Here is a 16268-nt window from a genome sequence, read left to right as displayed (position 1 = left end):
GAGCACGACTATGCTGAATTTGGGAATGACCGAGATCTTTTGCTTTGCAGTGATTGCATTGCTGGTGCTTGGCCCGGATAAATTACCAGAAGCTGCCCGGTTCGTAGCGAAATGGTATGGAAAAATTAAAAAATTTATCAACAACATTCAGAACGAAATTGACCGCGAACTCCGCCTTTCTGAGTTCCGTGAAGAAATGCAAAAAGAAATTGATAAAATTACTGAGCTCGAACGCAGGATGCAACAACAACTCGATGCGCTTAAAGGCACACAAACACCGTCAGAGACAGAAGTTGCAGAAACCAAGACTCAGTCACCCGTGATTTATAGCCATTGTTCAGAGCAACGTATTGTCCCTTTCAGTATTGCCTATCAAAAGCATTTACCTCATCAGCTTGAGTCGCCCTTATCGGCACCAAAGTTTGATACAGAATTAAAGATTGCCGTATGAGCCAATTACCATCAACCTCAGCCAGTACTGAAGAATCTCTGCAACAAATGCCGGTGATGCAGCATTTAATTGTGCTGCGACAATATCTGTTTAAGATTGTTGGGGTGACGATTCTTCTTTTCTTCTGCTTATTGCCATTTAGAAATACCACTTATCAGTGGCTCTCTGAACCGTTAAGACAGCAGTTACCCGCAACATCAACCATGATTGCAACCGATGTTACTGCAACATTTATGGCGCCCTTTAAGCTAAATTTATTTGTAGCCTTTATGCTGGCGATGCCCTACATCATTTATCAGATCTGGTCATTTATCAGACCTGCACTATATGAAAAGGAACGCCATCTGGCCATTCCCCTGCTGTTAGGCAGTATCGTGCTGTTTTATCTGGGTGTGGCATTTGCTTATTTTATTACGCTGCCTGCAATTCTGCATTTCTTTATTAGTGTCTCCCCTGAAACTGTTGCACCAATGACCGACATCAATAGTTATTTAAGCTTCTGCTTAAAGCTGTTTTTAGTCTTTGGTTTCACCTTTGAAATCCCGATTATTACCCTTGTCCTGATTTTAATTGGTGTGGTGAGTACCCAGAGTCTGGTGGAAAAACGCCGCTTCATTATTGTGGGCTGCTTCTTTGTGGCCATGTTTGTCACACCACCCGATGCCTTGTCCATGATTATGCTGGCGGTACCCATGTGGATGCTGTTTGAACTTGGTTTACTGTTCGGAAAAATACTGGAAAAAAGAAAAGTAGCCGACTAAAAACAGCCTACAACTCCCTGAAAAACTTCAGGGAGTTTTTTATTTTAATTTCATATTTTTTAGTCACTTATAAAAAACAAATTGTCTTAAAACTGCATTAAAACTGTCAAAAAAATGTCATCTCTGCTTCATAGAATCTATCAGGATTTATTTACCCTATATTAAAGAAATGGATTTACTATGACAGCCAATACCCATCAGCCAAGTCGTCGTGATATTTTAAAATGGTTCGCAGGCGTTCCATTTTTACCCCTCGGAGCAATGAGTACCGCCGCCGTTTTAACAGGCTGCAATGATGACAATAATGACTCTGCTATCACCCCTACACCTCCTGCTGCCAAATTTAAAAATGCAACATTTACCCCTATGGCAGCTCCGAATCTAAGCAACCCTGCTGCAATGGCAACCACCACCGTTGCCTCAACGCTCAGTATCAATTGGGATGATGGTTCAAAAACCGATTACACCCTTGCTTATAAGCCTTTCTTCACCACAGGTGACATGGTAACTGATGGCAAAGGCGGTAAAATCCTTGCTGGAGGTTATGTTGATATCAATAACCAACCGATTATCGATAAATCAAAAGCAGGGCAAGAACGCCAATTCTTTTCAGACTGTCCAGATGGAAGCTCGTTGATTAGCTTTAAACAAGCGACAGGTAAAGATTTTACCGATGCAGATAAAAAAGCCTTAGGTGTTGCAGGAAATCCTGTTTTCCATGTGGTGCAATTTGAATATACCACTCGTGATCAAAGCCTAAGTTCTATGTATGGTCTTTTACCTTCACCAATTGCCATTTTAACTCTGGATCAAGACCCTAAAACAGGTCATTTATCTTTAGTGAAATATCACAATGTGGATACCTCCAAGGTCAATGGCTTATGGATTACTTGTGGTGCCAGCTTATCGCCATGGGGAACACATCTTTCGAGTGAAGAATACGAGCCTGATGCAAATAACGTTGCAGGAAGCTATCTACCTGTATTCAGTAAAAACCTATTTGGCGACAGCAATAAAGGCAATCCTTACCACTACGGTCATTTACCAGAAGTGACGGTTAATACCGATGGTACGGGTTCAATTAAAAAACATTACTGTTTAGGTCGTATTTCACATGAGCTAGTACAAGTCATGCCAGATAACCGCACGGCGTTAATGGGTGATGATGCAACCAATGGCGGCTTGTTTATGTTCGTTGCAGATAAAGAAAAAGATTTATCTGCAGGCACACTCTATGTTGCTAAATGGAAACAAACATCTGGCGTAGGCCCAGGTGCGGGTGATATCAGCTGGATCAATCTTGGTCATGCAACAAGCGATGAAGTAAAAGGCTGGGCTGATCAATATAAAATTTCTGATCTTATGGATGTCAAAACTGCTGATCCTAAAGATGCAAGCTATACCAAGATTCGCTTCAGTGGCAAAGATAACTGGGTGAAATTAGTTGCAGGTAAAGAGCGTGAGGCTGCATTCCTTGAAACCCATCGCTACGCAGCTTTGGTCGGTGCAAGTATGGGATTCACCAAAATGGAAGGTACAACGGTCAACATTAAGGATAAAATTGCTTATTCTGCAATGTCTTATGTTCAGTCTTCTATGATTGACAAAACCACTGATATCCAAGTCCAAGGCCCGAAAGCAGGTGCCGTGTATGCTCACACCTTAAAAGGTAGCCAAGTTGATCAAAAAAACCAGTTGATTAATAGTGAATGGGTATCGATACACATGGAAGCTCCTGCGGCTTTGGTTGGTGAAGACCTTGCTACTGCTGATGCCCTAGGTAACCTTGCCAATGCAGATAAAATTGCAAACCCAGATAACATCAAGTTCTCTGAAAATTTACGTACCCTCTTCATTGGTGAAGATAGTGGCATGCACATCAATAACTTCTTATGGGCTTATAATGTCGATACCAAACAATTAAGCCGTATTTTATCCACCCCTGCTGGTGCTGAATCAACAGGTTTGCATGCTGTAGATGCGGTGAATGGTTGGACTTATATCATGAGCAACTTCCAGCACCCGGGTGACTGGGAATCTCCATTACACGATAAAGTAAAAACGACACTTGATCCTTTAGTCCGTGCAAACTACAAAGACCGTTTTGCTGCTGCGGTGGGTTATATTACTGCAGATCCAATTGCACCTTCAGTAGAAAAGAAAGCTACCACAACGAAATAAGCAAGCATTGAAAATACAAAAGCCGACATCATGTCGGCTTTTGTTTACTTGAAGGAATCCATCAAGATGATGATCATTCAACAGACTTAAGTGCCAGAAGGGTCAACCTGTTGAACTGAGGCTATTAAAAGGTTCTGGATCGCAGTGATCACCCCGCTGACCCTTTTAATGAGTCTTATTATGATAAAGCCCCTTTAAGAAGGGGCTAAATCCAAGCACGCAATTTTAGTTCAGTTAATCCCCAAAATCGGAATAGTCCTTCGTTGTAAACTTACTATATGTTTTCCAAGGTTCGGCAATATTCACCTGTTGAATATTGGCTTTTAGGATGTCGTAACGCAAACCATCCAGACTACGAACTTCAACACGTTTGGCAATGCTATTGCGGTTATCCCACTCAATACTCATTTTATTTTTCTTATTCTGAGTCTCATACCATGTAGTGTTTGCATCCTTTTTCTTCACTGTCATTGCTTTTAGACTTTTAGGGTCGATTAATGAATAAACACATGACCAGCAATTACTTAAGCCTAACATATCAACATCGGCATCCTGTAAATGCACAACTGTTTTATCTTCCATCAACACTAAATTGAGTTTTGGCTGTTTTTTATGATCAATAAAATAATGCTGCGCTGCTTCAGCCAAATCTAAATGTTTATGCCCACCTTTCTCCTGACCATGTTGATGATGTTTAGGCAATACACGCTCAATCCAGATATTCTGTGTATTACGATACATACGCTCCTGAAACACACTGGTACGTGTCACACCATCATTCCCAATGGTTTGAGTCTCGCGCATAATACTGGCACTTAATAAGGGTGCAGCATGCAAAGAAGTCATCCCCAAGCAGAGTAAGACCGAACTAATCACAAGACGCATGTTATTTCCTACATAAAAAAACCTCAGTCATAGTGACTGAGGTTTCTTGCAATATGATGAAAAACTTCAATAAAAGGTTTATTTAAAGCCAAATGCTTCTTTTAATTTGCTAAACACCCATGCATTTTCTCTCGTCCCTTTAAAGACTTGTGAACCTGCGCCTTCAGCAAACAATAAGACATCTCCACCACCATGTGTTTCAGAGCCAGGACTACCAAGTTTTACCCCAACCTCTTGTAAATAATCATCGGCTGCTGCCTCATTGTCAGTAATATCGATGCGTGACGTTGGACGTGGCCCACCACCATTACCAAACACTAAAGTGGTTGAGGTCTTGCCTTTCGCATCAAAGTTAGGGGCATGTTTCTTGCCATCCTCTAATACACGGGTACGCGTATCTGATGCTTTCGCCTCTTGATAACTATAGCTTAAGCCTAAAATACCTGGATTCGTCGCCGTGGTTTTGCCAGTACGTGCGGTATAACCATTAAACGTCATGGTATGGTCATGGTCAGCCGTGACGACGATTAAGGTATTTTTTAACTCAGGATCAGTTTTCTTGATTTTATCCAGTGCGGTCTTGATCGCATTATCAAAGGCAATGGTATCTTGTAAAGCACGTTTGGCATTGGTTTGATGTAAAGCGTGGTCAATACGTCCGCCTTCAACCATCAAGAAGAAGCCTTTACCAGCAGTATCTTGTGCCTGTAATAAATCAATCGATTTTGCGGTCATTTCAGCCAAACTTGGTTGATTCGGTGCCGTTCTAGGACGATCCAAGTCATATTCCAGATGAGAGGTTGCCGAATAAAGACCGATATATTTTTTATTCAGTGGCGCAGCATCCATTTCTGCTTTTGTCGCACCGACGGTATAATTCTTCGCTTTTAGCTCATCCAGCAAATTACGTCCATCAATACGTCCTCGTTTATTGTCAGTCGCATTATATGGAGTGAAGTGGTTACGACCACCACCCATGAGCACATCTACGCCATCGAGCAGTTTAGGGTTATAACCTGCACCACCAGGAATCACTTGACGCGCAATCTCATATTGCGCATTACGATTACACACATGAGCAAAAGTTGCAGCTGGGGTTGCGTGGGTTAATTCTGTCGTGGTAATCGCCCCCACCTTTTTGCCATTGGCTTTGGCCAATTCAAGAATCGTATCAGCAGGACTGCCTGCTGCTACACTCGAGCCAGGCGTTGGGCAGTTATTCACAGCATTCGACACTTTCGTTCCATCAGGTGCCGTACCTGAACTTGGCTCAACAGCGATCGTTCCCGGTGTCATGCCAATCACATCATTACGGGTTTTTTTCCCTGTCATATAGGCTGCCATTGACGGCGCACTATCAGTGGTTTGACCATCTTCTGAATAAGTCTTGATGCGTACGGTACGGCGCAAGGTGTCCATGGTTAATTTGCCAGATTCACCATAGCCATAAATACGGCTTGCCGTGACCGTAGTTGGCCCCATACCATCACCTAAAAAGAAAATGATATTTTTAGCTTCGCCCGCCGCCTGTACACCTGTACTTGCAGCCAAGAGTGCAACAGTTAAAGCAGATGCTTTCATACCCAACTGACCTAATTTAAATTGTTTTAACATCATCATTCTCCAGTCTGTTGTTATTTATCTAGGCCAATGGCTTTGCGAACTAAATTAAATACTTCGATATTTTCCAGACTGCCGTGGAAGTTGTCTGACCCCACACCAATCGCGCCGAGGAACACATCAGTACCGCCATGCGTTTCACTATCAGCGAAACCAGTCTGCACCACTGCTTCTTGCTGGAAATCATCTGAAGCTGTACCCGTACACCAACCATCTTTATCAATATCCGTCCCACGGCTATCGGTATATTTACCTGCTGGGCCTGCTGCTGGATTACAACTATCGTTATCAGCTAAAACACCACGGGCTTCAATACGGTCATTATCTAAACGTTTTTTACCTGTACCAAAGCCAATAATTGGATATGGATTGCCGTTGACATCGGTTGAGAATCCCGCTTTGTTATAGTTCTTCACTAGGCCCAAGACACTGGTCTCAGCACCTTTCACATATTTACCTGTACGCTTCGCATAACCATTCAAGACCATGGTATGGTCATGGTCAGCAGTCACCACGATCAAGGTATTTTTTAGCTCTGGATCAGTCAGTTTAATTTTATCAATCGCTGCCTTAATCGCATTGTCAAAAGCAACCGTATCCTGCAACGCACGTTTTGCATTGGTGTCATGCAAAGCATGGTCAATACGGCCACCCTCAACCATCAAGAAGAAACTTTTGTTTTTTGCCTGTAGGACATCAATCGCTTTGGTGGTCATATCCGCTAAGCTAGGTTCATCAATCTTCTTATTGGTACGATCCAAGTCATAATTCATATGGCTGGCATTAAAGAGACCCAATAATTTTTTAGTTTTGCTTGGATCAATTTTTGCAAGGTCAGTACCACTTGAAACAAAGTTATAACCTTGATCTTGCATTTCTTTTACTAGGTCTCGGCCGTCAGCACGTTTACCGCCTGCAACAGTCGTCGGTTTAAACTGACGTAAACCACCACCTAACACTACATCTACACCATCTTTAAGCTTGCTGTTATAAGCGCCCCATCCTGTCCCTTTACCTGCAGGAACAAGCTGTGCAGCAATATCATTCTCTGCATCACGATGGCAAACATGAGCATAGGTTGTGGCTGGCGTTGCATGGGTAATACGCGTGGTAGTTACTACCCCTGTGCCCATCCCCTGAGCTTTGGCAAGTTCAAGTAAGGTTTCAACAGGTTTTTTACCTTTATTATCGCTAACATCATCACAGGTACTGGTTCCATCTGCTTTTGGTGCAGATGCAATCGTTCCTGACTGCATGGAAATGACTTCATTTTTCATTTTCACGCCAGTCATATAAGCCGCCATAGACGGCGCGCTATCGGTCACCTGACCATCTTCCGAAAAAGTGCGTACAAAAGCAGTTTCTGGCAGTGTATCAATGGTCAGATCACCATCTTCCCCAACAGAATAAATTCGTGATGCCGTTAAAGTGGTAATCCCCATACCATCACCCAAAAAGAAAATCACATTTTTAGCTTTTGGTGTTGTAGGTACTTCCGTTTTGTCGTTTTTATCACTGTCGTTACACGCAGTCATGCCAGCTGACAGAACTGCCATTAAACTGACCGCCAAGAGCTTTTTGGAAAAGCTCATCTTTGATAAGAACATAAAATATCCCCAGATCTATTTGTTTGGACGTAACTCGATTGGCTACACCTTAACAATGCTGGGTGAACCTTTTATGTCACCTTGATGACAGTATTATTTCATCTTGTTGTTTTATATTGAAATTATGTTATAACATATCATTTTAAGGCACTAATTTTAACTGAAGATCAACAATTGCACCTCGTGACGGCCCTTGCTGGGATTTTTCCAGCCAATGCCACTGTGTCGGGCTAAGTCTTAAAAAATTTGAACAGCGTGTTCCATACACTGGACTCTGAATGAAAGTAGAGGACAATAATTCTTCCATTTCTGTATTGATTCCCGTATCGGGTAACAAATCTGAAATCACCTTTCGCTCATCCTCCAAAATATCCCAAGCGGCGGCGTCGATTGCGGATTCAGTCATTTGTGTTTGCTGCAACATCGGTAAAAATTCTTGGGTAAAACGCTGACGCAAATGTCGGGTTTTCTCCCAATCTTCAGACATGAGGCCATTGGATACCACATACACGCCATTGGCGAGCACTTGCGGCGCTTCACCACGGTTACTCATATATACCGCTTGTGTTCGATCACCCACAAATAAGTTAAAGCCCGCATAGTCCTGCTGCTGTTGCTCCAGCTGCTGGGCAAACCGAATCGGCGCCAAGTCACTTTCTAAAAAGGATTGAATCAAGTACCCACGAGAAGTGGTATAAGCCTTCTGCTCCCGACCATTGCGAAAATTGGTCACAATCGCCCAGCGACCAGAAGCCGTCACCCCCATCCATGTCCCGCCTGACTGTAAATCCTGTCCTGCGACAATGCTGCTATTTTCCCATACATGCAAGGCAGAACTTGGTCGATGGTAAAACTCATCACGATTTGAAATTAAACATAGGGGCATCTCATCCAGTACCTGCCATGCAAAAGCGACAATACACATAAATCCTTTTCTCCCGCCTTTTGGAACCTTGATCTTTCACATTGAATGTACAACATTTTTCACATCATTCCGCTACAATCTGCTCAAAATATAAAATTGAGGAGCAGCGATGCTGACCTATCCAAATATTGATCCAGTTGCACTGAGCTTAGGACCAGTCAAAGTGCACTGGTACGGACTCATGTATCTGTTGGCTTTTCTCTGTGCATGGGGCTTAGCATCGTATCGCGCTAAACAACGTGATGGCTGGACAGCCGACATGGTGTCAGATCTGGTCTTCTACGGTGCATTGGGCGTTGTGCTTGGCGGACGTGTTGGTTATGTGTTGTTCTACGAATTTGGTAAATTCTTAGAAAATCCACTGTGGTTATTTCAAGTCTGGACTGGTGGCATGAGCTTCCACGGCGGCTTCCTCGGTGTCATGATTGCGATGTTATTTTGGTGTAAAAAATACCAAAAAACCTGGTTCCAAACCTTGGACTTTATCGCACCCTGTGTACCAACAGGCTTGATGTTTGGGCGCTTTGGTAACTTTATTGGGGGAGAACTGTATGGTCGCCCAGTACAAGATCCAAGCTATCCATTCGGGATGATTTTCCCAACAGACCCACTGGGCTTGGTTCGTCACCCGTCACAGATTTATCAGGCACTGTGTGAGGGTCTCATCCTGTTTATCGTGCTGTGGTGGTTTAGCTCAAAGCCCCGTCCACGTATGGCAGTTTCAGCTTTATTCCTGATGGGCTATGGTGTGGCACGCTTCTTTATGGAATTCTTCCGCCAACCCGATGCAGATCAGGGCTTTATCCTGTTTGGCTGGATGACCAAAGGGCAAATCCTAAGCTTCCCAATGATTATTATTGGGCTATGGATGATGTGGTATGCCTACCGTAGAAAAATCTATGACTGGCAAGTAACCAAATAAAAATGATGGGAGCTGATGCCCCCATTTTTATGGATTTTTTATTATATAAATTATATTGTTAGCTTAAACAAATATGAGACAACAATATGAGTCACTTTATTTCAACCTATATAGACCGTATTAATCATCGTTATCGACTTGGCAATGCGACAGAACATACCTTTCGTGGCGATCTTGCCCAACTGATTGAATCGATAGTCCCAGATATTACTGCGACCAATGAACCTAAAAGGCAATCTTGTGGCGCACCTGACTATATTTTGACAAAGAAAAATATTCCCATTGGCTTTATTGAAGCAAAAGATATCGGTGATAAAGACTTAGACGGATTGAAAAAGACAGGAAATAAAGAACAATTTGATCGTTACAAAGCATCATTAAACAATCTTATTTTTACGGACTATCTCAATTTTCATATTTATCAGGATGGCGTATTTATCACTAAAATCGCCATTGCTGAGGTGACTGGCAATCATATCCGAGCGCTTCCTGAGAACTTTACTGTCTTTGAAAATCTCATCAAGAATTTTTGTACCCATATTGGACAAACCATTAAAAGTCCTAAAAAACTTGCAGAAATGATGGCAGCAAAAGCGCGTCTACTTTCTGATGTGATTGAAAAAGCCTTAACCAGTGATGAAGATAGCTTTGAGGACAGTACATTAAAAGACCAAAAACAAGCCTTTAAACAAATCCTGATACATGACATTACCCCGAAAGGTTTTGCTGATGTATATGCTCAAACTATTGCTTACGGTATGTTTGCCGCACGTTTACATGACCCGACCTTACCGACTTTTAGCCGACAGGAAGCGGCGGAACTGATTCCTAAAACCAATCCATTTTTACGCAAACTATTTGGCTATATTGCGGGCCCTGATATTGATGACCGTATTAAATGGATTGTCGATAGCTTGGTTGATGTTTTTCTACATTGTAATGTACATGAAATCCTTAAAAATTATGGGCGTTCCACCAAAATGGAAGACCCGATTATTCACTTTTACGAAACTTTCTTGAGTGAATATGACCCCAAATTGCGTAAAGCTCGTGGCGTTTGGTACACCCCTGCCCCAGTGGTCAATTTTATAGTGCGTGCCGTAGATGATATTTTAAAAACCGAATTTGGTTTAGCGCAAGGTTTAGCCGATACCAGTAAAACCACGATTGAAGTAGAAGCAACAGGTACAGCCATTACCAAAGGTAAAGCCAAAGGCAAGCGTATTACCGAAACCAAAGAAGTGCATAAAGTGCAAATTCTTGACCCTGCCACAGGTACAGGGACGTTTCTTGCCGAAGTGGTGAAACATATTCATCAAAAATTTGCAGGGCAGCAAGGCATTTGGAGTAACTATGTCGAAAGCCATTTATTACCACGTTTAAATGGTTTTGAGCTGCTCATGGCAAGTTATGCGATGGCGCATTTGCAACTTGATTTGTTGCTAACCGATACAGGTTATAAACCCAAGCAAGCGCAACGCTTACGGGTGTATTTAACCAACAGTTTAGAAGAAAGTCACCCCGATACAGGCACACTATTTGCCAACTGGTTAAGTAGCGAAGCCAACGAAGCCAATCATATAAAACGAGATACCCCAGTCATGTGTATTTTGGGGAATCCGCCGTATTCTGTAAGTTCAACCAATAAAGGTGAATGGATTCAAAACCTTATTGCAGATTATAAAAAGGATTTAAACGAACGAAAAATTAATCTTGATGATGATTACATTAAATTTATTCGCTATGGTCAATATTTTATTGAAAAAAATGGTGAAGGTGTTTTAGCCTACATTTCTAATAATAGCTTTATTGATGGGATTACCCATCGTCAAATGCGTAAAAATTTACTTGAAACCTTTGATAAAATTTACATTATTGATTTACATGGAAATACTAAGAAAAAAGAAACCACACCTGATGGTCATAAAGATGAAAATGTTTTTGATATTATGCAGGGTGTAAGTATTAATATTTTTGTAAAAACAGCTAAAACCACAAAACTTGGCAAAGTTTTTCATTATGATGTATATGGTAAACGTGAAGATAAATATGATTTCCTTAAAGAGAATGATCTAAGTACTATAAAACTACAAAAAATCCCATACGACTTTCAAAATTACTTTTTTGTACCTAAAGACTTTGCAAATGATGAAAAATATAATACAGGATTTAAAATAGATGAATTATTTAAATACTCTAACTCTGGACTTCAAACGAAAAATGATTCCCTAACCATTCATTTTAGCCAGATAGGAGTAGAGAACGTTTTATATGACTTAAAAACCTTAAATTCCCTAGAACTAAGACAGAAATATAATATACAAAAAGATGGTAGAGATTGGACTATTGACTTAGCAAAAAAAGATATTACAGAATCGAAAGGTGTATTTTTTGAAATCCAATATAAACCTTTTGACTTTAGAAAATCTTATTATACTGGCAATTCAAAAGGATTTATTGCCTACCCAAGAAAAGAGCTTACAGATCATATATTGAAAGAAGATAATCTTGCTTTAGCTACGATGCGCCAAATTGCTGGTACAAAACAAACCTGTATTGTGATGCTCACGAAAGCAGTCATGACCGATAGAGCAATGTATAGTACAAACGGAACACCTTATCTTTTCCCTCTCTATCTCTACCAAAATCAACAGTTACAAGTCGACAAGTCGACAAGTCGACAAGTCGACAAGTCGAGCCTAAACACATTTGCGTATCGAATACCAAACTTAAATGCTGAAATTATTGAAAAAATATCTAAAAACATTGCTTTAACTTTCATCGATGAAAAAGAAGACATTCACGGTACATTTGCGCCAATAGACCTACTGGACTATATCTATGCGGTTTTACACTCGCCAAAGTATCGAGAAAGCTATAAGGAATTTCTAAAAATTGATTTTCCTCGTGTCCCCTATCCCAAAGATGCCAAAACTTTTCTTGAACTAGGCAAACTAGGGGCGGAATTGCGTAAACTGCATTTATTAGAAAGCCCAAAAGTTGAACAGTATATTACCCAATATCCAATAGATGGCGATAATATCGTGACTAAACCAATATATAAAGATGGTCAAGTCTGGATTAATGACACACAATATTTTAATCATGTCCCCGAAATTGCTTGGCATTTTTATATCGGCGGCTATCAACCTGCCCAAAAATGGCTCAAAGACCGCAAAGACCGTGCTTTAAACTTTGAAGATATTTTGCATTATCAGAAAATTATTGTTGCGTTGACCGAAACAAATCGGATCATGCAAGAAATAGACACCGTATTAGTAGAGATATAAAAACCAAAGCCATAGCGGAAAACTATTCTGCTATGGCTTTTATTTTATCACTTTGCAGCCAACGCCTTGACCACTTCGCCTAAACGCTTACCTTGCGCCTCACATAATGTTTTTTCATCTTGGCTTAAACCTTGATCGTGGCGAGGTCCACTGACATGGCTTGCACCATAGGGGGTGCCGCCTGTTTTGGTATTGGATAATGCAGGGATTGAATTGGGTAAGCCCAGTATCATCATGCCATGATGAAATAATGGCGGTAACATGCTCAGCAAGGTACTTTCCTGCCCACCATGCATTGAACCTGAAGAGGTAAACACACAGGCAGGTTTATTGTGCAATGCGCCATTCAGCCACAAACTGGTGGTTTGATCCCAGAAATATTTCATTTCACTGGCCATGTTACCAAAACGTGTTGGTGAACCAAGCGCCAAACCTGAACAATGGGTGAGATCATCCAGGGTACAATAAATGTCTCCCTCAGCAGGAATACTCGGCTCAGCCTCAGTCACCACAGTGGCCAGATTTGGAACGGTACGAATACGGGCAGTGACACCCGCAGCCTCAATTCCATCTGCAATCAGGTGTGCCATCTGTCTGGTTGAACCATATTTACTGTAATAGAGAACAAGAACGTAAGGTTGCATCACTTTCAATAATTTTGTTAAAAAGAACACTATACGATATTTTTTATATTTTTAGCGGTAATAAGTCCTGTGAAACGCATAGGATTTTGATTAAAACAATAGGATGAACCCATGATCTTCGAACGATATCGAAACAAACTGCCTTTTTTAGAAAAAACATGGTTTCAATTTATTGTATTTGTGTTACGGCGTTTCAAGGCCGATCGCTGTCAGGACCAGGCGGGTTCCCTCACCTATACCACCCTGTTTGCCGTTGTCCCCATGCTGACCGTTTTTCTGGTTATCATTTCCTCCATCAAGGCACTGGAACCTGCCCGACAACAACTGCAACAACTGATCTACAGCAACTTTTTGCCTAAAAGCACCATTGCCTTTGACAAGGCACTGAACGCATTTACCGAAAAATCCAGTAACCTCACCGTGATTGGGGTGTTATTTCTTTTTGTCACCACCGTACTGATGCTGTCTTCGATTGAAACCGTTTTTAATCGTATCTGGCGGGTCAAGGAAACCCGTACAGGCCTGATTGGCTTTATGCGTTACTGGACCATTATTTCACTGGGCCCGATCATTTTAGGCAGTGCGTTTGTACTTTCCTCAACTGTCGCCTCAATGAACATTCTCAGCAACAACTTTGCAGGCTATCAACTTAATGGTTCATTAATCTTATGGTTGATTTCATTTCTACTTACGATTACTGGCTTCTTCATTTTATATTGGACCATTCCAAACCGCACTGTCCCGATCTTTTCAGCAGTGATTGCCGCCTGTTTCAGTGCAACGGTTTTCGAAACCCTGAAACGTTTATTTGGCTGGATCATGAGCAACTTCACTAGCTATGAAATTGTCTATGGTGCATTCGCTGCCGTTCCCATTTTCCTGCTCTGGATCTATTTGTCCTGGAACATCATTTTACTGGGTGTGGAAGTCAGCTATGCCCTCACTGCATTTAATTTAGGCAAGGAGCAAAAGCGCCATCCAATTTTGATGTTACTCGACATGCTGGAGCTGTTTTATAAAAAACAGCAAATCGGTGAAAGTGTCAGTGAAACGGAACTACTGGATATTATTGGTCGTGGTGAATTGGGGCGTTTACCTGCCTATATCCTGCAACTTGAAAATCAAAATCTCATCAAGCGCACAGATAAGGATGAATATGTATTGGTACGGAATTTGGCGCAGATTGATTTCTGGAGTTTCTTTACCGCTCTTCCTTATCCTTTACCTCTACGCCCTGATGTATTCAATGTGCATCAGAATGATGAATGGATGGAGCGACTTGGCCCAGCCCTGATTGAAAGCAACGACTATTTGGCGGCTAAACTGTCTATTCCTCTTTCAACCATCTTTGAGATGTCGACAGAACCGAAATAAATCTGCATAGCCAATGACTTTAACAGGTGAGTCATTGGCTACTTTCAGACTTAACCCACAGCATGTTGTAAATGCATGATTATGGTCGGACAAAAGTATTCCAGTCGTATTTCCCAGACTGGGTAATCAGTTTTAGGGTGAGTTGATCATTTGGCTGTAAAGCACCTACACCCGCTGGTGTTCCCGTCATGATCACATCACCTGTCTGTAGGCTAAATGCCTGATTAATATCAATCAGTAAATCGGCAATATCAAATATCATATCTTTGGTGAAACCATGCTGGCGTTCGGCACCATTGATGGTCAAGATCAGTTCAAGTTCCTGTAGGTCACCAATCTCATCGGTTTCAATCCACTCACCCAGAATACATGCGCCATCGAATGCTTTGGCACGTTCCCACGGATGCCCCTTGGCTTTCAGCTCACCCTGTAAATCACGCAGGGTTAAATCCAGTCCCAGTGTCAGTGCTCCCACCGCCTCCAGTACTTTTTCCCGATCTGTTTCGCCAGACAGGGGATGTGCAATTTGCAGGCAGATTTCACATTCATAGTGACATTCACCCAAGGCCTTGTTCCATGTAATGCCTTGCGCTAGAGTCGTCAAACTACTTGCAGGTTTCATAAATAAAATCGGGCGATCTGGAATCACATTGCCAAGCTCTTTTGCATGCTCAGCATAGTTCCGACCGACACACACAATTTTTGATGGAGAGGTGCTCATGGCATTTCCTTATTTATTAGCAAGATTATTTATTTTTTAAAGCTATTTTCAAATTTACTTTGCGCTGCTGAATCCGTAAACGCCCGTTTTGGCACAATCACCACGGTATGGTTTTTCAGTTCCAGCATATAAGTCAGTTTACCAATGGCGAAAGACTGCACCTCGGCATACTGCGCACTTTGCTTTTTACCTGTGGCATAAAGCTCAAAATGATCCTGATACAGGTCAATGCCCTGTTCACTCTTGCCAAACTGATAACGGACAAACTGTCGTTTAAACAACATCGGCAGCAACCAATAGCGCATCAGCCCCTGCATGATCAGGAAAAAGGCCCCCAATGCAACGTAGTAACGCCCCACACCCGAAAAACCAAGATAAATACCCCATACAATAATGGCGATACTAATCAGTGGGGTTAAAAAACGGGTAAAGGTCTTTTTACCAAAGGTCACTAAAGCAAAACCATCCTGGGACTCTTCTAAATTCAGGTAATAACGCAGGGATAGCGCTGGACGTTGTTCAGACATGCTCGACTTCAATTTGTTTCATCATGGATGGGCGTAAATATTACACCAGTTTAGGGGCTAAGACGTTGTTTTACACAATATGGCTATTCTTTACACACAAAAAAATTTATAACTATTTTCCAATTTACTGGCATTGATCAAGATTGAAATGATGTGGTTCTAGGATTTTAGACCACGCCTATAAGTGATAATCTACTCCCCAATAAGCATGGGAAATGCTTGTTTTTGGAGTCAACCATGACACGAAGAAAACGTCGTAATCATTCAGCAGAGTTTAAAGTTAAAGTTGCTCTCGCAGCAATTAAAGGCGACCACACACTCGCTGAACTTTCTACTCAATTCGATTTACATCAAAACCAA

13 protein-coding genes and 1 pseudogene are annotated in these 16268 nt (G+C 41.7%); 7 read left to right on the top strand and 7 right to left on the bottom strand.

Annotated elements, in window-relative coordinates; translation table 11 throughout:
- Positions 1-10 precede the first annotated feature (10 nt).
- The 3 genes from tatB (at position 11) to F967_RS00090 (ending at position 3393) form a co-directional block, all read left to right on the top strand.
- Positions 11-451: a Sec-independent protein translocase protein TatB gene (gene tatB, locus F967_RS00100; RefSeq protein ID WP_004757120.1), complete on the top strand. Its 441-nt coding sequence runs from the start codon at positions 11-13 to the stop codon at positions 449-451.
- Entirely contained in the window at positions 448-1212 is a 765-nt protein-coding gene (gene tatC / locus F967_RS00095; RefSeq protein ID WP_004757118.1) for a twin-arginine translocase subunit TatC, read from the top strand. The genes tatB and tatC overlap by 4 nt, the downstream gene beginning before the upstream one ends.
- A 180-nt stretch (positions 1213-1392) precedes the next feature.
- Positions 1393-3393 (top strand): PhoX family protein, encoded by a 2001-nt coding sequence (locus F967_RS00090; protein WP_004757116.1) that lies wholly within the window; start codon positions 1393-1395, stop codon positions 3391-3393.
- Between the two features lie 234 nt (positions 3394-3627).
- Here F967_RS00090 and F967_RS00085 read toward each other — a convergent pair whose 3' ends face one another.
- The 4 genes from F967_RS00085 to F967_RS00070 all read right to left on the bottom strand — a co-directional run bounded on the left by F967_RS00085 (position 3628) and on the right by F967_RS00070 (position 8430).
- Positions 3628-4278, bottom strand: a complete 651-nt coding sequence (locus F967_RS00085) for a hypothetical protein (protein ID WP_004769867.1) — start codon at positions 4276-4278, stop codon at positions 3628-3630.
- Positions 4279-4356: 78 nt separating this feature from the next.
- The gene (locus tag F967_RS00080) at positions 4357-5892 is read right to left on the bottom strand and encodes an alkaline phosphatase (RefSeq protein ID WP_004797338.1); all 1536 of its coding nucleotides are present in this window, start codon (positions 5890-5892) and stop codon (positions 4357-4359) included.
- A 20-nt stretch (positions 5893-5912) separates the two neighbouring features.
- Positions 5913-7505: an alkaline phosphatase gene (locus tag F967_RS00075; RefSeq protein ID WP_004757110.1), complete on the bottom strand. Its 1593-nt coding sequence runs from the start codon at positions 7503-7505 to the stop codon at positions 5913-5915.
- Between the two features lie 142 nt (positions 7506-7647).
- Complete coding sequence (locus F967_RS00070; protein WP_004757109.1) at positions 7648-8430, bottom strand: NRDE family protein; 783 nt, start codon at positions 8428-8430, stop codon at positions 7648-7650.
- 109 nt (positions 8431-8539) lie between these two features.
- On the opposite strand from F967_RS00070, the gene lgt reads away from it, so the two are divergent.
- Positions 8540-9352, top strand: coding sequence for a prolipoprotein diacylglyceryl transferase (gene lgt / locus F967_RS00065; protein ID WP_004757107.1), 813 nt, complete (start codon positions 8540-8542; stop codon positions 9350-9352).
- An 86-nt stretch (positions 9353-9438) separates the two neighbouring features.
- Entirely contained in the window at positions 9439-12642 is a 3204-nt protein-coding gene (locus tag F967_RS00060; RefSeq protein ID WP_004797335.1) for a type ISP restriction/modification enzyme, read from the top strand.
- 47 nt (positions 12643-12689) lie between these two features.
- Here F967_RS00060 and wrbA read toward each other — a convergent pair whose 3' ends face one another.
- Positions 12690-13286, bottom strand: a complete 597-nt coding sequence (gene wrbA / locus F967_RS00055) for an NAD(P)H:quinone oxidoreductase (protein ID WP_004797334.1) — start codon at positions 13284-13286, stop codon at positions 12690-12692.
- 111 nt (positions 13287-13397) lie between these two features.
- Here wrbA and F967_RS00050 point away from each other — a divergent pair, with 111 nt between their 5' ends.
- A complete protein-coding gene (locus F967_RS00050) occupies positions 13398-14660 on the top strand; it encodes a YihY family inner membrane protein (protein WP_004797332.1) in 1263 nt (420 codons plus the stop codon).
- Positions 14661-14739: 79 nt separating this feature from the next.
- On the opposite strand, the gene F967_RS00045 is transcribed toward F967_RS00050, so the two are convergent.
- A complete protein-coding gene (locus F967_RS00045) occupies positions 14740-15381 on the bottom strand; it encodes a fumarylacetoacetate hydrolase family protein (RefSeq protein ID WP_004760675.1) in 642 nt (213 codons plus the stop codon).
- A 29-nt stretch (positions 15382-15410) separates the two neighbouring features.
- On the bottom strand, positions 15411-15908 hold the full coding sequence (locus tag F967_RS00040) for a YcxB family protein (RefSeq protein ID WP_004678548.1): 498 nt from the start codon (positions 15906-15908) through the stop codon (positions 15411-15413).
- Positions 15909-16145: 237 nt separating this feature from the next.
- Here F967_RS00040 and F967_RS00035 point away from each other — a divergent pair.
- Positions 16146-16268 (top strand): annotated as a pseudogene (locus tag F967_RS00035) (IS3 family transposase); the annotation flags it as partial.

Origin of the sequence: Acinetobacter sp. CIP 102637, assembly GCF_000368425.1 — a bacterium.
GTDB lineage: Bacteria > Pseudomonadota > Gammaproteobacteria > Pseudomonadales > Moraxellaceae > Acinetobacter > Acinetobacter parvus.
The sequence above is the reverse complement of the archived record's forward strand: the minus strand, read 5'-3'. Positions and strand labels throughout refer to the sequence as shown.